This window comes from Telluribacter humicola (assembly GCF_017355935.1).
Classification (GTDB): Bacteria; Bacteroidota; Bacteroidia; order Cytophagales; family Spirosomataceae; genus Telluribacter; species Telluribacter humicola.
Window position 1 is genome coordinate 733,808 of the sequence record NZ_JAFIQT010000002.1, and the last position, 19,427, is coordinate 753,234.

Genomic DNA, 19,427 nt, shown 5'->3' on the forward strand with positions numbered 1-19,427 from the left:
AACCGATCCAATCTCCCTGATGCCTACCCTCCGTCACCGTGTATTCTGGCCGCCTTTCCTTATTCTGATTCTGGTAGCTGCTTATAGCTTACTTGACCCGGCCCGGATGATAGAAAGCATAACTGCTCTGAATAGCGCCATGATGGATGGGTTTGGGTGGTTGTTTTCGCTGGGAGCTCTTTTCTTTTTTGCACTATGTATAGTGGTGTACCTGTCCCCCTTAGGTGAAGTGCGTATCGGAGGGGCTGATGCACTACCTATATTGGACCGGTGGCGATGGTTTGCAATTACACTCTGCACAACCATCGCCACCGGTATTTTATTCTGGGGTACGGCCGAGCCTCTTTTTCACCTGCATGCTCCACCGGCCAGTCTGGGTATACAGCCTGGTAGCCACGAGGCCGCACTTTTTGCGGTGTCGACCATGTACATGCACTGGTCGCTGATCCCCTATGGAATCTACACCCTGGCCGGAGTTACGTTTGCCCTTTGCTACTACAACCTTCGTCAGCCGTTTAGTCTGGGCTCTATGCTGTACCCGGTGCTGGGCGAAGGAGTACATCGTTCGGTAGGCGGTCTGATCGATGCTATCTGTCTGTTCTGTCTGGTGGCCGGTATGTCGGCCTCGTTAGGTGCGGGCATACTCATCCTGTCCGGAGGTTTGCAGCAACTGGCTGGTATTCCCTCTACTATTACTACACTTGGACTTATAGCCCTTAGTATTATTACCTGCTTTATACTATCGGCGGCGAGTGGCCTGTTGCGGGGGATACGTATCCTATCGGAGATCAATGTTTCGATATTTATTCTATTGGCTGTATTTATGCTTATAGCCGGACCGACGGGTTATATGCTGGCTTTTGGCGCGGAGGCCCTGGGCGAATATGTACTCCATTTCTTTGAGCGGAGCCTGATCGGCACCATAACTGATGATACCGCCTGGGCCAAAAGCTGGACCCTCTTCAACTGGACCAACTGGCTGGCCTGGACGCCCATTACGGCCCTGTTCCTGGGGCGTATTGCCGTGGGCTACACCGTACGGGAGTTCATTCACTTCAACCTGCTCTTTCCGGCCCTGTTTGCCTGCGTCTGGATCATGATATTCAGCGTAACGTCTATTCAGATAGACATGGCAGGAGTAGGCTCGCCCCTGTACCAGGTTGTCAGCCGGGAGGGAGGAGCCAGTCAGGTCATCTTCGAAATCCTGGCGCGACTGCCCCTGTCCACACTTACCAGTTTTATCTTTCTCGGTACGGCCTTTCTTTCGTACGTAACCGCGGCCGACTCCAACACGGCTGCTATGAGCGACATCAGCGTGTACAAGACGGGTAATACACACGTAGAACCTCCCTTACCAGTAAAAGTAGCCTGGGGAGGGCTCATTGGTCTGATCGCCTGGGTGATGGTATCGTTTGCCGGGGAAGGTGAGAACAAGGGGTTGGATGGAGTACGTATTCTCTCTAATCTGGGAGGCTTTCCGGCTCTAATCCTGATGCTGCTGGTAGCCTGGGGTATTATAAAGCTGATGCTGAATCCGGAGAGGCTTAGAGATAAGTGAGCTTACGACTACATATGTGCTGCGGGTTGGGTAAAGGAAGGAAAGCTAAGGTACAAAGAAACCATAGTAACAGGATTTGCTCAGCTACCGGAGGCTTTTCTGGGTTTGTTTTCGGGCAAGAACAAAGGCCAAATGCTGGTCAGGGTATAGCATTATCTAGCCCCATAACTATATAAAATTTTGGGGCTATTGGCAGAATAATTTAGACACGAAGTTTGTCAATGAGCCTTCATAGTTTTAACTGGAGTAAGTGGGATAAGAACTACTTTTCGGAATTCTACCTCAGCGCCCTCTGCCTGAAGTGCTATCTGTCCTTTTTGGGCTGTAGCATTCCAACCCATATTTACTGTATCATCATTGACCCAAACAGTAATTGCATCATTAAGACATTGAATTTTCATAGTATTCCATTCGCCAACGGGTTTTTCTGAGCCATCGGTCAGGTTGGGTATGCGGCGTAGCTTGTCCCCGTTAACACCCCATTTTTCGCGGGGGCCACGTCTTTTTTCCATGTCAGGTACTACTATGTCTTCCTCTATACACCAGAAATCACCGGCGTTCTGGTGCATCATCTGTATTTCAATGGACTTGGGAAACATATCATACAATGCCCGGGGTGTGGAAACATGTACCAAAGCGCCGCAGTTACCGGGCTTACCTGCAAAGCGATACTCCAGCTCTAAGCGGTAATTTTGAAAACTGGAATCAGTAATCAGGTGACCGCCGGGAGTACCCAGGCTTACCAGCATTCCGTCGCGTACGATAAAGGGATTGCGGGCATTAGGGTTCTTGTCTTGCTCCGGTACATCGGTATGCCAGCCTTTCAGGTCTTTACCGTTGAAGAGGCTTTTGGTTTGGGCTTGTACAGGAGAAAGCGAGGTAAAAAAGCTGGCGGCTACGAAGGAGGCCGCTACTACAAATTTATTCATGATGGTCTATTGGATTTTGAGCATGTCTAACAAAGCTAGGTATGGTCCGGTACTACTATCATACTAAAAGATAATGTGGTAGACTTGACTCTCCTTCTCCTTTATATACCAAATGTGGTATTGCCCCTTTACGACCACTAAGCTCTGTTTCATGCTTCGAAATCTTCTATACTTACTAAGTCCGGCGGTACTGATGTTTACACTACTAAGTATACATTCAGAGCCCATAGGAAATGATAGTCAATTAGATATTGGCAAGAATGGCCACGATTGGCCGGAGTACAACGGCGGCCCTGACCGGAACCATTATTCTCCGCTGACCCAGATTGATACCAGTAACGTATCAAAGCTCAAAGTAGCCTGGGAGTATGCTTCGGGCGGAGCGGATACCATACGAAACACGACGCAGATGCAGAGTAATCCTATTATCATCAATGGGGTACTTTATGGCGTTTCGGCCGGTTCGCAGGCTTTTGCGCTGGACGCCGCCACGGGACGTGAACTCTGGAAGACTAACATCACCGATGAAACCTTCAGCATGACCAGCCGGGGCGTTACCTACTGGACCGATGGCAAAGCCAGTCGTATTTTCTTTGGGTATGGCTCCTACCTGTACGCTTTGGATGCCCGTACGGGTAAGCCTGTTAGTACTTTTGGAACCGCAGGAAAGATCAACCTGAGGGATGGACTTGAACGTCCCGGTGCCGATGACTATGTCATATCCAACACACCGGGTGTTATCTATAAAGACCTGATCATCATGGGTACGCGCGTGAACGAAAGCGCCGCTGCCCTTCCCGGTGATATCCGCGCCTACGATGTTCGGTCGGGGCGCATAGTATGGACATTCCGCACGGTACCACGCCCTGGTGAGTACGGCTACGATACCTGGCCAAAAGACGGGTATAAGAACGTAGGAGCGGCCAATAACTGGATGGGCATGGCCATTGATCGCAAGCGGGGTATTGTGTATGCGCCTACGGGGTCGGCGGCTTTTGATTTCTACGGCGGCAACCGGCACGGCTCCAATCTGTTTGCTAACTGCCTACTGGCGCTGGATGCTGCTACCGGCAAGCGGCTGTGGCACTTCCAGACTGTTCATCACGATATCTGGGACCGTGATATACCGGCTCCGCCTAACCTTTTTACGGTAGTTCACGGTGGTAGAAAAATTGACGCTGTATCCGTATTGAGCAAACAGGGCTTTTTATTCGTATTTGACCGGGTAACGGGTAAGCCGCTGTTTCCTATTGAAGAACGGGCATTTCCGGCTTCGGATATACCCGGTGAACAGGCCTGGCCTACCCAACCCATTCCCCTTAAACCCACGCCCTTTACACGCCAGAGCTTTACCGAAAAGGATCTAAGTCCTTTACTGTCAGCAAGTGAGCGGGAGGAGATACTGGTAGAGCTACGAAAAGCTAAAACCGGTCAGCCCTTCATTCCATTGGGTTGGGAACGTACTATATTCTTTCCCGGTACCGATGGAGGACCGCAGTGGGGAGGTGCCGCGGTGGACGAAAATAGTATTCTGTATGTGCCGGCCAAGGAAAATCCGGTGTACTCGGCTATCAAAGACGCTCCCAAACAGCAGGGAACTACGGCCTCAGTGACAGGTAAAAAGCTCTATGAGGTAAACTGCGGGGCCTGCCACGGAGCTACCCGGGAGGGAAGTCATGATGGTACCTATCCTTCTTTACTCAACGTATCTGCCCGTAGCAATGAGCCCGCGGTGCATCAGTTACTGGGTAAGGGGAGAGGCATGATGCCTGCTTTTACGCACCTTAAGGAAGCGGAGCGGAAAGCCATAGTAGACTTTCTGTTCGGGAAGGAATCTGCCGTAGCCTCCGAAGCAAAGCCTACCCGTACTATGGTACCTTACTCGCACACGGGGTATAACCGTTGGTACGACTCCAAGGGCTATCCCATTAGCCAGCCGCCCTGGGGTACCCTCACGGCTATTAACATGCATACGGGTGACCACCTCTGGCAAGTACCTTTGGGTGAATACCCTGAGCTTACGGCGCAGGGAGTACCGCCTACCGGCACCGACAACTACGGAGGAGCGGTAGTCACGAGGGGAGGGCTCCTGTTTATCGCAGCCTCCCGCGATGAGCAGATCCGGGCCATTGACCGCCGTACTGGCAAAACGCTCTGGCAGGCACCGCTACCCGCCGCGGGTTATGCTACCCCCAGTACTTACTCCGTCAATGGCAAACAGTACGTGGTAATAGCCTGTGGGGGTGGAAAACTGAAAACCAGGTCCGGGGATAAATACGTGGCCTTTGCACTACCTTAACTTTACACCTGCCTGTCTATGCAATTTGATCGAAGAAAATTTCTGAAAGCAGTACCCCTGGGGGGAGTAGCCATGGCAGCGAGTTTGAAAGAGGCCGGAGGAGTACCCTTGACTCATACTGCCAACCCCTCTGCCCATATCAAGCTCAGCTGTAACTTATATTCATTTAATGATCCGCTTCGTAAAGGAGAGATGACGCTGGGCGATGTACTCCATTACTGCTCGGATCTGGGGTTTAATGCTGTTGATCCAACCGGGTACTATTTTCCCGGCTACCCTGAGGTACCACAGGATGACTATGTCTATGAGATCAAGAAACAGGCCTTCCTGCTGGGGTTAGATATCAGTGGTACCGGCGTCCGGACGGACTTCTCGTCTGCCGATAAAAGCAAGCGGGAGGCGGATGTGGAGCTGGTACGCAGGTGGGTAGACGTAGCTGCCAAAATGGATGCGCCGGTACTGCGTGTATTTGCCGGTAAGGGAGTGCCGGAGGGGTACGCCGAACGGGAGGTAATGGACTGGGCGGTGGATAGTATCAGGCAGTGCGTGGAGCACGGAAAACAGAAAGGCGTGATGATCGTACTGCAGAATCACAACGAGCTGCTCAAGACCGTAGACCAGGTACTCTACATCCGAAACAAGATCCCCTCCGACTGGTTGGGTATCAACCTGGATATTGGTAGCCTTAGGGCAGGGGACCCGTATGAAGAGGTAGCCAAACTGGCTCCTTACGCCTATACCTGGCAGATCAAGGAGAATGTGTACCGCAACGGCAAGGAAGAAAAGACAGACCTGAAGAAGATCATCCAGATTATCAGGAATGTGGGATATCGGGGGTACATTCCATTAGAAACCCTTTCGGGCGATCCACGGGTGCAAATTCCGCGTTTTCTGGCGGAGGTACGGGAGGCTATGCGTTAACAGCCTCCCGTCCGGTATATTGGGTAAGAAAGTATAGTTTTATTTCATACCTACGATTTAGGATACTCAACAAATACCTTAGCCAGCGAAGCGGTCAGGGCATCGATAAATGAAGGCTTGGTCATAAAATCCGTAGCTCCGAGTTGTTTGGTCTCGAGTACATCTCTGGGCTCCGACGAAGTGGAGTAGATTATAATCGGCGTGTGGTCTAGGCGCTCAATCTTCTTCAGCTCGGTCAGGCACTGCTTACCGTTCATACGGGGCATATTCAGATCCAGGAATATGTACTCCGGCACGAACTCTGAGTTTTTGTTCAGCTTCTGTATGGCATCGAGTCCATCATCTGCTGTCACGCAGTGAATGGTCGGATCCACCTTATTCAGCGCCAGGGCAAAAATTTCCTGATCGTCCTGATCATCATCGATCAAAAAACAGGTAATGGGGGTAGGCATATTTTGAGTGTTGGCTGGTAGTCCTTAACAGTGTAAAGTTACATGTAAATCAGAGAAATAAAATTGGCTGTTGCTGCACTTTTGAAACCTAATTTCGCACCATTTCATACTAGCTAGCGTGGATGGACAGAAAGCAGTCATAGAGCTATAAAAGACTATCTGCGATGGATAGAATCTACCCAAGGACCCTAAGAGTCATTGCAGTAGTACTGAATGAACAGGAAGAAGGACAGACTCTATATTTCTTCCTTACTAAACCTGACTAACATATTGTAGCAGTAAATTTTTTTCCATCGTATAGCGTTAAAGTACCCGTTATAGCCTGATCTGAAAAGGTATTAAAAAGACTTTTTATATCAGGCTTTTTACTTTCCTAAAGCAGTAGCACCAAAACCAGCGATGTGTAACTTTTGTTTGACCCTGATTCAGCGGATACTTTTAAAGCTTTTCCAGAGCTTGCTCCAGATCCCTGATCAGGTAATCGGCATCTTCCAGTCCAATGTATATGCGGGCCATGCGGTGGCGCTCATTGGACGCGTCAAACTCCTCGGGAGGTATACCAGCCGCCTGCGGCAGGATCAGCGATTCGTGGCCTCCCCATGAAACCGCCACCAGAAAATGCTTCAGCGCGTAGGTGAAGGTTTCGATTCGCTCAGCGCTATCCGCTTTTAGCTGCACGGTCAGCAGGCCACAGGCTCCGGTCATTTGCTTGCGTGCCAACTCCAGCTGTGGGAAATCCTCGTCCAGCGGAAAGAATACCCGTTCGATCTTGGGATGTTGTTTGAGATAGGTGAGTACTTTTTGGGTACTCTGGCTGATACGCTCCAGGCGCATAGGTAGGGTACGCAGTCCGCGCAGCAGCAGCCAGGCGTTAAACGGCATAATACCCGAGCCGGTATTCAGCAGCTGTTCGTTAAATATTTTAGCCAGCATTTCCTTAGTACCCGTCAGTACGCCCGCCACGGTATCGCTATGTCCGCCGATGTACTTGGTGGCCGACTGCAGGCTCAGGTCTATGCCCAGGGTGTGAGGTTTCTGGTGCAGAGGAGTACAGTAGCTGTTGTCAATGATGGTGATGATGCCCCGGCTCTTTGCCAGCTTCGCTAGGGCTTCCAGGTCCTGCAGCTCGTAGGTAAGGGTGTTGGGCGACTCCAGGTAGATCAGACGCGTTTCAGGACGCAGAGCTGCCTCAAAGTTTTCGATGCGGGTACCGTCGACATAGGTAGTACTGACGCCAAAGCGGGGGAGTATAATGTCAAACATCCGGTAAGCCCAGGTATAGGGCTTCTCCACCGATACGATATGGTCACCTCCTTTAACGTTGGCCAGTACGGCGCAGAATATGGCGGAGGCACCGCTGTTGAATACCAGAGCGTCTTCGGCCTCGTCGAGGGCCGCCAGTTTTTTGCGTAGTATATCTACCGTTGGATTCACCCCCCGGGAGTATACATAGGTAGACATTTCGTCCTGAAAGGCACCACGCAGATCAGCGAAGGAAGTGAACGCGAAGTTACTGGTCTGGATGATAGGAGGGGCTACCGCATTGAAGTACGCTGAGCGGTCTTCGCCCAATTCATTAATAATATACGAAAGGTCCATGCCGGATGGGTGTGACAGGGTTAGTTAAGAACAGGACATAGTCAGGAGCCGAACCACCGGCTTCCCGGCCTGCAAGATAACCAAGCCATGCCTAATCATCGTAGGGAGTAGGACTAAATACTCTGAAATTACTGTATGTGCAGTTCGGCTTCCTTTCGCTCGAAGTCCATAACCTGATCTTGGGTAATGATGCCAACCTTTACTGAATGTAGTATGGCTTCGCTGCTGTGGCGGAAATAGCAGGTATCTACTCCCAGTCCGCTGATGGTTTCCATATGCTGCGTGATTACCTGCTTCGGCGAACTTTCGGTTTGCCGGATATACACCGCCCGAATACTCATCGGAAACGTTTTGCAGATTACTTCGTAGATGTGCGGGTCGCGCTGCGAATCATCACCCAGCAGAATAAATTTCAGGTGGGGATAAAACTTAATGATATTCCGGATCTTACGCTCTTTATGATCGTGTGACCCTCGACCGGTCATTAGGAAATCTCCCAGACTATCCTTCACACTTTTGAGCTTGAGTACCGCTTTGGGGAGGCCGTTGTAGTGCGTGAAGCGAACTATAAATTCGTACAGGTTCCACTCGCTGCTGGATACAAAGAAAAACGTATTACCTTCGGTGTCACTCTTTTCGCGTCCGGCGAAGCTAAGCAGGCGGTAGTGTTTAACAACATCTTCAAAAGGCATCCGTGACTCCACATTTTTAGTTAACATTACGTAGAGTTTTTTCAACAAGTGCCCGCTGTATGAGATCAGAAAGGTATCATCAATATCCGATATAATAGAATAAGCACCTTCATAAGGAACTAACAACTCACCCTTGCGGCTGAAACTATGCTTTTCACCATCAACCTCATCCTCAAAACAGACCTCGTAGTTGTGCCAGCCGCAGTCCAGCGGCTGCTGCAGAGGCAGGTTAAATTCGAAAAAGCCGTCTTTGAGGGTACGGGTCTCTACTTTTATATCGCCAAACTTAAGGATCACACGAGCGTTGGCAATAGTTTTTATAGTAAAAAGCTGTAGTATAGAATTGATGTACTTGAATCCCTTCCGGTCGTACAGATCCTTGGCCGAAGGATATCTCCTGAAGGCATGTCCGAATACAACCATTTCGTTAGGGTTGGCGTAGCCGCGGTAGAGTTTAAGTTCACATTTTTTCATGCATTCATAAATTCGTTACTGACTTTTTGATACCTACCATAACAGTAAAAGAATATGCCATCGGAAGAGAAGGTGCTGCTCATTGTTAATCCTATATCAGGTAACCTGGAAAAAGAGGACATTGTTGATTTGGTTGAAAGCCACTGTAAGACTTCCAGCCGGCAGTTGGAAATATACACAACTACCGGCAAAAATGATCTTCAGTCTATCATCAGGTTATTAGATGAATACAAGCCTTCGCGGGTATTGGTGGCGGGCGGTGATGGTACCATCAGCTTAGCAGCTCATGCGCTGGAGGGTAGGGAGGCGGTGATGGGTATCCTGCCGGCGGGCTCATCCAACGGGCTAGCTACCAGCTTTAACGTACCTACTGATTTTATGGAGGCGCTTGATGTAGCATTGAGTAGTAAGGTAGCCCGCATAGATGGTGTCCGGATCAATGGGGAAATAAGCCTGCATCTGAGTGATCTGGGGTTGAATGCCTTGCTCGTTAAGAACTTTGAAGAAGGTGATACCCGCGGACAATTAGGCTATGCTAAGGAGGTCATAAAGACGCTGACTGAACACGAAACGTTCAGAGTCAGAATCCGTACTGCGGAGGAAGTACTGGAAACCGAGGCGGTGATGGTAGTGATTGCCAATGCCCAAAAGTACGGTACCGGCGTCGCGATCAATCCCTACGGCAATATTCTTGATGGTTTGTTTGAAGTAGTTATAGCCAAAAAGTGGGATGTAATCGAGCTGGTCAAGCTCATAGCGGGTAGTACCGAGTTTGATCCGGAGGTGGTAACTATGTTTTCGGTGACCCATGCTGAAATTGAATGCCTGGACCAGGAAGTGGACTTTCAGATTGACGGCGAATACAAAGGGCAGGTCCGGAAAATAACAGCACAGATGATCCCCCAACTCCTGTCAGTAGCCATACCGGAGCCACAGACGGTATAATCTGATAGCCCGGTAGTACACTATATTTTTTCCAGCGTTTCTCTGGTCAGTTCTCCTTTGGTGTCACCCGTATTCAGCGTGGTGGCCGGTTCAAATAGCATTACTGACACTTCCTGCTCAGCAACCGGCCGGTGTTCGACTCCTCGTGGGACGATCAGGAACTCATTTTTGCCCAGCTCCACCGTCCGGTCACGGAACTCCATCTGGAAACTGCCTTCCAGTACATAGAAGAGTTCATCCTCGTGGTCGTGCTTGTGCCATACAAATTCTCCCTTAAACTTCACCAGCTTTACGTGTTGCCCATTGAGTTCACCCACTATGCGTGGATTCCAATGGTCAGAGAAAAGGGCTAATTTATCAGTGATAGTTATTTTATCCATGGTAAAAAACGGTGTTTATAGCTTTCGGATAGCATTTTTATATACCTCCGGCTTATGACTACACAACAAAACTTAATCCAGGTATAAGTTTCAAAAATAAGGCAAAATCCGGTAAGACGGGGTTCATATCAGATTATTAGTAGGTGGTAAGGTAAATACTACTCATTTTATAGTATAAAAGCCCGTATTTTAGCTCTATTATCATTAAGGTCCTGGTACTGCCCGGATCAACAAGTCTTGTATAAAAGTAATCATTCATGATTTCCAAAAAAGTACTACGAAAACCGATACCCATCATGGCATTAACGGCCATGGTAGTGGTGTCATGTATGAAGCTTTCGCCTTCGGGTTCGAAATCATCCGCACTCATCGTCAAGGAAGATCCCGCTCAGGCGCGTCAGCGGGCCAAAGAGATTCGGGAAAACACACCCATCAAACTGGCTGATGGTCTCAAAGTAGATCTGTGGGCGACTGACTCGCTGGCTCCGGACCCTATCGCGATGTCCATCGATGACAAGGGCAGGGTATATCTGACCCGTACCAACCGGCAGAAGAATTCAGAGTTTGATATCCGGGGACACGTCAACTGGATGACGCCATCCATCGGTCTGCAATCGGTGGAGGATCGTCGGGCATTTCTGCGCAGTACCTTCGCTCCCGAAAAAAGCAAGGAGAATGAGTGGCTCAAAGACCTGAACGAAGACGGCTCCCACGACTGGCGCGATCTGGCGGTAGAGAAAGACGAGGTATGGCGCCTGGATGACACCAATGGCGATGGCCTGGCCGATGTTTCCATGCGCATCCTGAGCGACTTCTTCACCGAGGTGACCGATGTGGCCGGTGCTCTGCTGGTACGTGCGGAGGATATGTTTGTAGGGATAGCGCCGGATATGTGGCGACTCAAAGATACCAACGGCGACGGAGTTATAGATGAGAAAACCTCCATCAGCCACGGGTACGGCGTACACATAGGTTTTGGTGGTCACGGTATGTCTGGTGCCATTGAAGGACCCGATGGACGTATCTACTGGGGGATCGGTGATATCGGAGCCAACATCACCACCAAGGATGGTGTGAACCATAAGTACTCTAACGAAGGGGTCATAGTACGCTCAGAACCAGACGGTAGCAACTTTGAAGTATTTGCCCACGGTTTGCGCAACACCCACGAGTTTGTATTCGATGAATACGGCAACCTGATTACTTCTGACAACGACGGTGACCACCCCGGTGAAAGCGAGCGTCTGGTACACTTGGTGGATGGCTCGGATACCGGCTGGCGTACCAACTGGCAGTTCGGTAAGTACACCGATCCCCGTAATAACTCCTATAAGGTGTGGATGGATGAGAAGCTGTACACTCCACGCTGGGAAGGTCAGGCAGCCTATATACTGCCTCCCATCCAGAACTTCCACAACGGCCCTACCGGTATGGTATACAACCCCGGTACTGCTTTGGGTTCGGAGTGGAAGAACAAGTTCTTCCTGGTGGAGTTCGTCGGGAATCCCGCCCGTTCGCCCATCTGGTCGTTTAGCCTGAAGCCCAAAGGAGCCTCCTTTGTGCTGGACAAAGAGAAGGAAGTACTGAGCGGTATACTGCCTACCGGTATTCGTTTCGGTCCGGATGGAGCCTTGTACGTAGCTGACTGGCTAAACGGCTGGGATACCAAAAACGCCGGACGTGTATGGCGACTGGACGTGAGTGATACTAAAAATGATATGAAGGACCTGCGTGCTCAGACCAAACAACTGATGCAGCAGGACTACTCAGCACAATCAGAAGACAAGCTACTTACCCTGCTTTCGTATCCGGATATGCGCATTCGTCAGAAGGCGCAGTTTGAATTGGTGAAGCGTGGCAAGAAAGGTTCTTTGATTCTGAGCAAAGCCACCGCTCAGACCGGTGATCAGATGGCTCGTATTCATGGAGTCTGGGGCCTGGGACAACTGGCTCGTCAGGATAAATCCTACGCGGGTACCTTACTTCCCCTGTTGAAAGATTCTGATCCTGAAATAGTAGCTCAGTCAGCTAAAGTTATCGGCGATGCCGACATCAAAGAAGCAGGTTCGGTACTGGTATCTTTGCTATCAAGCCCTAACCCCCGGGTGAAGTTCTTCAGTGCGCAGGCTTTGGGACGTATCGAGTACAAGGATGCGGTAGCTCCCCTGTTGCAAATGATTGAAACCAACAACAATGAGGATGTATACCTGCGTCACGCGGGTGTTACGGCTCTGGCTCGTATTGGCGAAGTAGCACCTATCGTAGCTCTGTCTACTAATCCCAATAAGGCACTTCGACTGGCTGGGGTACTGGTACTGCGTCAGTTGAAGAATGACAAAGTAGCCCTGTTCCTGCAGGATAAGGACGAGTACATCGTTGCCGAAGCCGCCCGCGCTATCAACGACGATGAGTCTATCAAGGCGGCACTATCGGCCCTGGCCGCTACGCTCAAAGAGAAGCGTTTCAGCTCGGAGCCTTTGTTACGTCGGTCTATCAATGCGGCGCTGCGCGTAGGTGGTGAAGAGCAGCTCAATGACCTGATCGCTTTTGCCAAGCGTACCGATGTGTCTAAAGAGCTTCGTGCTGAGGCCCTGGCTACCTTAGGTACCTGGGCTAACCCTTCGGTACTGGACCGTGTAGATGGTCGCTATCGGGGAGTGATAACCCGTGATCCGGTGGCCGTAAGAGGTAGGGTAATGCCGCACATCAATGACCTGCTGCAGGACAAGAGCAACGAGGTGGTAGTAGCTACGGCGCAGATGCTGGGCGAGCTCAACATTCCGGAAAGCAACACCAGTCTGGTACGGGTGCTGAATGAGCATAAGGCTCCCGAGGTACGCTCAGCCCTGCTGACTGCCCTGTACAAGCAGAAGTATAGTGATATGGAGACGGTGATTAAGAAAGGGATGAACGATGCGGACGAAGATGTACGTACAACGGCTCTGGGCCTGGTTAACGGGCTGAATCCAACGCAGGAGACGCTAACTGATGTGGTTAAGGCTATTTTTGATAAGGGGACCGTTAAGGAACAACAGCAGATGCTGCGGGTACTTAGTACCATGCCGGCTACCAAGACGGAGCGTATCCTGGAAGGTCTGGTGACCCGGATGGGTAATAAAGAGCTTTCGCCCAGCCTGAATCTGGAACTGGCCGAAGCCGTAGACTCTACGCATTCGGAAGCACTTAAGACCCGACTGGCTGCTTTTAAGCCGGCTGGTTCGGGAGTAGCGGATTATCAGGAAGCACTCTTTGGGGGTAACCGTCAGCAGGGCGCCCGGTACTTCTTCACCAACTCTACCGGACAGTGTGTACGCTGTCACTCGATCGGTGGACGCGGCGGAGCCGTAGGACCTGAGCTGACTTCCATTGCCGATGTACTGACCCGTGATCAAATCCTGCAGGCGCTGATCGAGCCCAGTGCTCGTCTGGCTCCCGGATTTGGTATGGTTACGCTTACGCTGAAAGACGGACAGAGCGTCACCGGTACGCTGATACACGAGTCGGATAAGGAGCTTGAGTTGAAGACTTCCGAAGCTGAGCCTTTGAAGATAGCCGTATCCCGTATCGCCAAGCGTGAGAACATGCCATCGAGTATGCCTCCAATGGGCTATATCATGTCCAAGCGCGAGATCCGTGATGTAGTAGAGTTCCTGTCAAGCCTGCGGAAGCAGTAGTTGATTTTAGAAATCATAAAAAGCGGAAGTCCGGGTCGTAAGATCCGGACTTCCGCTTTTAAATAGTGCTTATAAAATGATTCTACTACCTACGCCTTTTTCAGAAAAGCTGCTTTAAGTACCATCACGGTACGATCCACTTTGCCTTCTACCTCTTCCTCATTATCCGTGAGGCGAATATTCTTTACCATAGTACCTCTTTTCAGGACGGCCGAGGAACCTCGTACTTTCAGATCTTTGATCAGGGTTACTGAATCACCTTCTTTGAGTAGGTTGCCATTGCTATCTTTTACTTCCATTGCTTTAGAATTGGGTTTACAAATCGCTACTATACGTGCCGTTCAGAAATTAAATGCTGTTAGATTCCGGGACGTTTGGCAAAGGTAGGTAACCCCCGGATATATCCCAGACGAATCAGGTAAGGCAATAAAGAAAATGGGAGCCGGTTTTAATTAAGTTCTTAAATTACCTGGAAGCCTACGATTGTAAACTCTGAATAACTGGCTTTGTGCGACTCCTCCTGAAACTGATAAAGCTGATTACAAGTACCAGTCCGGCCAGTACAAAGGGCCATACACTGATCAGGGAGAGGAGGAACGTCAGGAGGTTATCCCACCCTTTCTGAAATGCAGCTCCAACCTGAGACAGGAAGGCAAGGGATTGACCCGTTACTACGTAATACTCGATCTGTACAGTACTGAAGGCAATTCGGTCACGGAGGTACCTGAATCGCCCTTCAATAGATTCGATTTCGGACCGTAAAGTGCCCATTTCCTTTTCAATGGCCAGGATCTCCTGCACGTTACCTGTCCGCTGAAGAAGTACCTTATAGCGGCTTTCCAGCTCTTTCTTGGTCCTGAGCCGGGCCTCTACATCAATGTATTCTTCTGTGACATCTTCTGCATCTATACTCTTATTCACAAACAGAGAGGTACTTTTTGATATAGAGTCGAAAAATAATTCGAAGTTCTCCGATGGTATCCTGACTGTCAGTGAATAGTTAACCCTTTCCTCCCTCTTATCAACTTCATCGTTTGATATATATCCCTTAAAATCATGGATGTTCTTATCAATGAGCTGACGGGTACGAGTGGCATCATTGGTTTCAAACCATATCCTTCCTTTACGGATTATTTTCCGCTCTATTTTTTGTGGAGCTGCCTCTTGTGTAGGGGGGAGAGCCTCAGTTGGCTGGGGATGCATTACCATTTCGTCCGTCTTGGAAGGTACTCGCATCAAGTCTACCTCTAACATTGCTTCTTCACTAGTTTCGGGTCCTTGATATTGGCTACAGGAAGTCAGGAGCATGAGGCCTGTAAGTAAGGCTAGCTGGATGTTGCGATAGGTTTTCATAGGTCTAGTAGGAGTAAGGATGAGACATGAAGTTTTTGTTAATATATAAATAAATTACATATTGTGTAAAAGCAGCCGAAAAATTTTGGTAGTAGCGGTAGGTAATCTTTTACTATTTTGGCTGCTTCATAGATTAACCAAGAGCCAGCATCGTATGAAAGAATTAGATATATATTTCGTCAGAAAGCAATTCCCTGTATTCAATACAGAACTCGGTCGTAAAGTTGGTTTTCTGGATAATGCCGGGGGGAGCTACGTAGCCGGAGACGTTATTGATCGTCTCACCGATTTTTACACTAATTATAAAGTACAGCCCTACGGGGCCAACCCTATTTCCAATAGGGCCGGGGTGGCGATGGATGAAGGACGAAGTACCATGGCGGCCCTATTGAATGTTTCTTCGGACTTGATTACACTGGGGGCTTCCTCCACCCAGAACTTCAATACCCTCACCATTGCCTGTACACCGCTGGTGAAGAAGGGAACCGAGGTAATTGTATCGGAGCAGGACCACGAATCAAATATTGGTGGCTGGGAAAGGCTGTGTCAGCGGCAGGGGGCTACGCTCAAAATCTGGAAAGTAAATCCCGAAACCGGCGAGCTGGACCTGAATAGTTTGGAAGCACTGCTTACGCCTCAGACCGTGATCCTGTGCGTGACCCAAAGCTCCAATATCATTGGTACCGTTAACCCTATTAATCAGATTGCAGCGCTGGCCCGTCGTACCCATACCCGCGTGGTAGTAGATGGCGTTTCGTACGCCCCACACAGCTGGCCCAACCTGGATGAGCTGGATGTGGACGCCTACGTATTCAGTACCTACAAGACCTACGGAACGCACCAGGGGGTGATGGTAGTACGGGAGGATTTTCTGGAAGAGCTCGAGCCACAGAGCCATTTCTTCAATGTACCTTACAAGAACAAACGCCTGGATGCGGCCGGTCCTGATCACGCGGCCATTGCTGCCCTGGCGGGCATAGGCGACTACTTCAGTACCGTCTATGAGCATCATTTCGGGGCGGACGAGGTACCGCTCCATGTGAAGGCGCGTAAGGTATCAGGCCTGATGCACCAGCACGAAATGGGGTTGTGTCAGTACCTGCTGGACCATCTGCGCGAACTACCCGTCCGGATATTTGGCCGGCCTACTACCGAACAGCGTGAAGCCAATATCGTGTTTACTTCACCCACTGTAAGTTCAAAGGCCTTAGCGGATGGACTGGTGCAATATGACATCGCTGCCAAGAACGGACACTTCTACGCTTACCGCTTATTGGAAGCAATGGGCGTGGAGGACCTGAACGACGGGGTAGTCCGCATTAGCCTATCTCACTATAATACCAGGGAGGAGGTAGAGCGGTGTATAGCAGGGTTAAGGAATTTACTTACTAGTTGATTATGAAATAGTTAACAGGCTTCCGTTAAAGAAACTAAGCTGCTTTAACGGAGGCTTGTCTTTTAAGATTGGCTTATAAATGATAATCGCTGGAGCTGGGGGTCGCCTAGAAACTAGTTCTTTTTGAAGTTAGTGGCTGGACTCTTTTTTCTGTGACTACCGGTGCCAAGGTTTCAACCGTGGCACCGGTCCATACCACTACTCCTGTAACCTGGCTATTAATTCGCTAATAAAAATTTAAATTAAAAGCAGGGCCAAACACCTTCACCGCGAACTGTTTTTATAGACTAGCCACAAAAGGAGACTGCTGGTAGTAACGGGTATCCGTTAGCTGGTCAGCCAGGAAGGAGGCAAGATCGGGGGCTTGCACCTTCTCTCCCGGACAATCTACCAGATCCACCTCCGTAGTTCCACGTTCTTCCGTAAATACGATGAAGGGTACCCTGACCAGTGTCCAGTCCACCGGACTTTCTGCCAGGACTTCATAAGCCTTTTGACGATCTTCATGTATAATCGGGTAGGTAGTCTTCATCCAGTCGGTAGCCATTTGAGTACGGGTGCTTTTCTGGTCGGTAGGAGTATCCAGGTTTAGTCCGGCTACGGCTATGTACCGTCGGATCTGAAACTCCTCCATCACCCGCAGTATATGATTCGTAGCCTGACTGGCTACTAGGGGCTCGTTGGGGCGTTGTCCTACTGTACTAATAATGGCATCACAGCCCTGTACCAGCTCACGTATAGACTCGTACTGGATCGCATCGCCTTTACAGATGTGTATAGAAGGGCTACTGATAGTAAAGTGGTCCGGCTGGCGGAGAAGGAGTTTGAGTTGATAATCGCGGTTGAGGAGTTCATGGACCAGGTAGGTGCCGGTTTTACCTCCACCACCCAATATGGCAATTGTAGTATGTTGTTTCATTATTCTCTCTGAAAAGTATGATATAAAGATTCACGGCGCTTTTGGAGCAAAAGCGCGAGCAGCCATTGTAGCCGCCAGATGATCGTATGTTACAGAGAGATTTTAATGGGTTAAAGGTACTAATTATTTGTTTAGATACGCAAGTACTTTGTTCAGTATATGTGGCTACATGGGTACTGATACGTTCTAAATCTATATAGAATATGGTAGTCTCACCTGGAGCAGATATATTTAACTGTTAAATAAAATCTAACCCATGTTAAAACGAAATTTCCTACTCTTAGTCCTGCTGGTCTGGCAGTCTGCTACAGTCCGGGCGCAGGATGAAACTATCAACAACATCATCAAAGAGGCTAACGCCAACTCACAACTGGAATCTATCGCGCACGAACTGATGGACGGCATTGGGCCGCGGTTAGTAGGCACTCCTCAGATGCAGAAGGCGCACGAATGGGCCGTACAGAAGTACGAAGGCTGGGGTATACCCGCCCGTAACGAAAAGTGGGGTGAATGGCGGGGCTGGCAGCGAGGCGTCACCCACATTGACCTGATCAGCCCGTGGGTGAAGACCCTGTCGGGTACCCAATTGGCATGGAGCCCGTCTACCCCTAAGGGAGGCGTAAAGGCCGAGGTAGTAATTCTGCCTGAGTTTGCCGATTCACTGGCTTTCCAGCAGTGGCTGCCCACAGTGAAGGGAAACTTTGTCATGATCTCGATGAACCAGCCTACCGGCCGCCCTGACTATAACTGGAAGGAGTACGCAACGGAGGAGTCATTTGCCAAAATGAGAAAGGAAAGGGAGGAGATGAGCCGGGACTGGTCACTGCGTCTGCAGAAAACCGGCAAGGACCGAAGAACTCTGCCACTAGCCCTGGAAAAGGCAGGAGCCGTTGGTATCGTGACTTCATACTGGTCACAGGGCTTTGGCGCTAATAAAATATTCAGTGCCTCCACCAAAAAAGTACCTACCATAGACCTTAGTCTGGAAGACTACGGACTGGTGTACCGGCTGGCTGAAAGTGGCAGGAAGCCCACCATCAATCTGGTTGCCGAATCCAAAGAAACAGGTGTAGTACCCACCTTCAACACCATAGCAGAGATTAAGGGTAGTGAAAAGCCGGATGAATACGTGATGCTGTCGGCTCATTTTGATTCGTGGGATGGTGCCACGGGAGCTACTGATAACGGCACGGGTACTATCATGATGATGGAGGTGATGCGCATCCTGAAAAAGGTATATCCCAATCCACGCCGGACGATCCTGGTCGGACACTGGGGAAGCGAGGAGCAGGGGCTTAACGGGTCACGCGCCTTCGTGCAGGACCACCCTGAGATGATGCCCAAGATACAGGCCTTGTTCAATCAGGATAATGGTACCGGCCGGGTGGCTAATATCTCGGGTCAGGGCTTTGTGCACGCCTATGACTTCCTGGGCCGCTGGCTATCCAAGGTACCTAATGAGATTACTAAGGATATTAAGTACACCTTTCCCGGTAATCCGGGTGGGGGAGGTTCAGACTATGCTTCCTTCCTGGCAGCAGGAGTACCGGCATTTTCGTTGAGTTCTTTGAGCTGGGCGTACTCTAACTACACCTGGCATACCAACCTGGACACCTACGATAAGATTGTCTTTGATGACGTACGCAGCAATGTGATTCTGGCCGCCATACTGGCCTACATGGCCAGTGAAGACGAAGCTACGAACAAAGAGGTGCGGGTACCCCTAGGACCAAACGGAGCGCCGATGTCCTGGCCTTCCAAACGGGCTCCGGCTCGCAGAGGGGGGATAGAATAATCACTCTTTTTGGAAGTGTACTATTAATAGTAACAACACAG

General features: G+C 49.9%; 15 protein-coding genes. 7 read left to right on the forward strand and 8 right to left on the reverse strand.

Annotated elements, in window-relative coordinates; genetic code table 11:
• Positions 1-19 precede the first annotated feature (19 nt).
• Positions 20-1,558: a BCCT family transporter gene (locus tag JUB14_RS14095; protein ID WP_207506938.1), complete on the forward strand. Its 1,539-nt coding sequence runs from the start codon at positions 20-22 to the stop codon at positions 1,556-1,558.
• 218 nt (positions 1,559-1,776) lie between these two features.
• On the opposite strand, the gene JUB14_RS14100 is transcribed toward JUB14_RS14095, so the two are convergent.
• Entirely contained in the window at positions 1,777-2,487 is a 711-nt protein-coding gene (locus JUB14_RS14100) for a 3-keto-disaccharide hydrolase (protein WP_207506939.1), read from the reverse strand.
• A gap of 151 nt (positions 2,488-2,638) precedes the next feature.
• Between JUB14_RS14100 and JUB14_RS14105 the strand changes: the two genes are divergently transcribed.
• Positions 2,639-4,786 (forward strand): outer membrane protein assembly factor BamB family protein, encoded by a 2,148-nt coding sequence (locus tag JUB14_RS14105; protein ID WP_207506940.1) that lies wholly within the window; start codon positions 2,639-2,641, stop codon positions 4,784-4,786.
• An 18-nt stretch (positions 4,787-4,804) separates the two neighbouring features.
• Positions 4,805-5,707: a sugar phosphate isomerase/epimerase family protein gene (locus JUB14_RS14110; RefSeq protein WP_207506941.1), complete on the forward strand. Its 903-nt coding sequence runs from the start codon at positions 4,805-4,807 to the stop codon at positions 5,705-5,707.
• Between the two features lie 50 nt (positions 5,708-5,757).
• Here the strand turns inward: JUB14_RS14110 and JUB14_RS14115 are convergent, their stop codons facing one another.
• From JUB14_RS14115 to JUB14_RS14125, 3 genes are all read right to left on the reverse strand, one after another.
• Positions 5,758-6,159 carry a response regulator gene (locus JUB14_RS14115; RefSeq protein ID WP_207506942.1) on the reverse strand — a complete coding sequence of 134 codons (402 nt, stop codon included), beginning with the start codon at positions 6,157-6,159 and terminating at the stop codon, positions 5,758-5,760.
• Positions 6,160-6,597: 438 nt separating this feature from the next.
• Positions 6,598-7,758 carry a trans-sulfuration enzyme family protein gene (locus JUB14_RS14120; protein WP_207506943.1) on the reverse strand — a complete coding sequence of 387 codons (1,161 nt, stop codon included), beginning with the start codon at positions 7,756-7,758 and terminating at the stop codon, positions 6,598-6,600.
• A 128-nt stretch (positions 7,759-7,886) separates the two neighbouring features.
• Complete coding sequence (locus JUB14_RS14125) at positions 7,887-8,924, reverse strand: App1 family protein phosphatidate phosphatase (protein ID WP_207506944.1); 1,038 nt, start codon at positions 8,922-8,924, stop codon at positions 7,887-7,889.
• Positions 8,925-8,978: 54 nt separating this feature from the next.
• Here JUB14_RS14125 and JUB14_RS14130 point away from each other — a divergent pair, with 54 nt between their 5' ends.
• Entirely contained in the window at positions 8,979-9,869 is an 891-nt protein-coding gene (locus tag JUB14_RS14130; protein WP_207506945.1) for a diacylglycerol/lipid kinase family protein, read from the forward strand.
• 20 nt (positions 9,870-9,889) lie between these two features.
• Here JUB14_RS14130 and JUB14_RS14135 read toward each other — a convergent pair whose 3' ends face one another.
• Positions 9,890-10,249 carry a cupin domain-containing protein gene (locus JUB14_RS14135; RefSeq protein WP_207506946.1) on the reverse strand — a complete coding sequence of 120 codons (360 nt, stop codon included), beginning with the start codon at positions 10,247-10,249 and terminating at the stop codon, positions 9,890-9,892.
• Positions 10,250-10,506: 257 nt separating this feature from the next.
• Between JUB14_RS14135 and JUB14_RS14140 the strand changes: the two genes are divergently transcribed.
• Complete coding sequence (locus JUB14_RS14140) at positions 10,507-13,923, forward strand: DUF7133 domain-containing protein (RefSeq protein WP_207506947.1); 3,417 nt, start codon at positions 10,507-10,509, stop codon at positions 13,921-13,923.
• 89 nt (positions 13,924-14,012) lie between these two features.
• Here JUB14_RS14140 and JUB14_RS14145 read toward each other — a convergent pair whose 3' ends face one another.
• Both JUB14_RS14145 and JUB14_RS14150 read right to left on the reverse strand, forming a co-directional pair.
• Complete coding sequence (locus tag JUB14_RS14145; RefSeq protein ID WP_207506948.1) at positions 14,013-14,222, reverse strand: zinc ribbon domain-containing protein YjdM; 210 nt, start codon at positions 14,220-14,222, stop codon at positions 14,013-14,015.
• Between the two features lie 178 nt (positions 14,223-14,400).
• A complete protein-coding gene (locus tag JUB14_RS14150) occupies positions 14,401-15,276 on the reverse strand; it encodes a DUF4349 domain-containing protein (RefSeq protein WP_207506949.1) in 876 nt (291 codons plus the stop codon).
• 154 nt (positions 15,277-15,430) lie between these two features.
• On the opposite strand from JUB14_RS14150, the gene JUB14_RS14155 reads away from it, so the two are divergent.
• Positions 15,431-16,672, forward strand: a complete 1,242-nt coding sequence (locus tag JUB14_RS14155) for an aminotransferase class V-fold PLP-dependent enzyme (protein WP_207506950.1) — start codon at positions 15,431-15,433, stop codon at positions 16,670-16,672.
• A gap of 280 nt (positions 16,673-16,952) precedes the next feature.
• Here the strand turns inward: JUB14_RS14155 and JUB14_RS14160 are convergent, their stop codons facing one another.
• On the reverse strand, positions 16,953-17,591 hold the full coding sequence (locus JUB14_RS14160) for an NAD(P)-dependent oxidoreductase (RefSeq protein WP_207506951.1): 639 nt from the start codon (positions 17,589-17,591) through the stop codon (positions 16,953-16,955).
• A 256-nt stretch (positions 17,592-17,847) separates the two neighbouring features.
• Here JUB14_RS14160 and JUB14_RS14165 point away from each other — a divergent pair, with 256 nt between their 5' ends.
• A complete protein-coding gene (locus JUB14_RS14165) occupies positions 17,848-19,386 on the forward strand; it encodes a M20/M25/M40 family metallo-hydrolase (RefSeq protein ID WP_207506952.1) in 1,539 nt (512 codons plus the stop codon).
• Positions 19,387-19,427 lie beyond the last annotated feature (41 nt).

Bases quoted from the DNA above. Each gene is read 5' to 3' on its own strand.
- JUB14_RS14095 (WP_207506938.1), top strand. From the start codon at position 20: ATGCCTACCCTCCGTCACCGTGTATTCTGGCCGCCTTTCCTTATTCTG.
- JUB14_RS14100 (WP_207506939.1), bottom strand. From the start codon at position 2,487: ATGAATAAATTTGTAGTAGCGGCCTCCTTCGTAGCCGCCAGCTTTTTT.
- JUB14_RS14105 (WP_207506940.1), top strand. From the start codon at position 2,639: ATGCTTCGAAATCTTCTATACTTACTAAGTCCGGCGGTACTGATGTTT.
- JUB14_RS14110 (WP_207506941.1), top strand. From the start codon at position 4,805: ATGCAATTTGATCGAAGAAAATTTCTGAAAGCAGTACCCCTGGGGGGA.
- JUB14_RS14115 (WP_207506942.1), bottom strand. From the start codon at position 6,159: ATGCCTACCCCCATTACCTGTTTTTTGATCGATGATGATCAGGACGAT.
- JUB14_RS14120 (WP_207506943.1), bottom strand. From the start codon at position 7,758: ATGGACCTTTCGTATATTATTAATGAATTGGGCGAAGACCGCTCAGCG.
- JUB14_RS14125 (WP_207506944.1), bottom strand. From the start codon at position 8,924: ATGAAAAAATGTGAACTTAAACTCTACCGCGGCTACGCCAACCCTAAC.
- JUB14_RS14130 (WP_207506945.1), top strand. From the start codon at position 8,979: ATGCCATCGGAAGAGAAGGTGCTGCTCATTGTTAATCCTATATCAGGT.
- JUB14_RS14135 (WP_207506946.1), bottom strand. From the start codon at position 10,249: ATGGATAAAATAACTATCACTGATAAATTAGCCCTTTTCTCTGACCAT.
- JUB14_RS14140 (WP_207506947.1), top strand. From the start codon at position 10,507: ATGATTTCCAAAAAAGTACTACGAAAACCGATACCCATCATGGCATTA.
- JUB14_RS14145 (WP_207506948.1), bottom strand. From the start codon at position 14,222: ATGGAAGTAAAAGATAGCAATGGCAACCTACTCAAAGAAGGTGATTCA.
- JUB14_RS14150 (WP_207506949.1), bottom strand. From the start codon at position 15,276: ATGAAAACCTATCGCAACATCCAGCTAGCCTTACTTACAGGCCTCATG.
- JUB14_RS14155 (WP_207506950.1), top strand. From the start codon at position 15,431: ATGAAAGAATTAGATATATATTTCGTCAGAAAGCAATTCCCTGTATTC.
- JUB14_RS14160 (WP_207506951.1), bottom strand. From the start codon at position 17,591: ATGAAACAACATACTACAATTGCCATATTGGGTGGTGGAGGTAAAACC.
- JUB14_RS14165 (WP_207506952.1), top strand. From the start codon at position 17,848: ATGTTAAAACGAAATTTCCTACTCTTAGTCCTGCTGGTCTGGCAGTCT.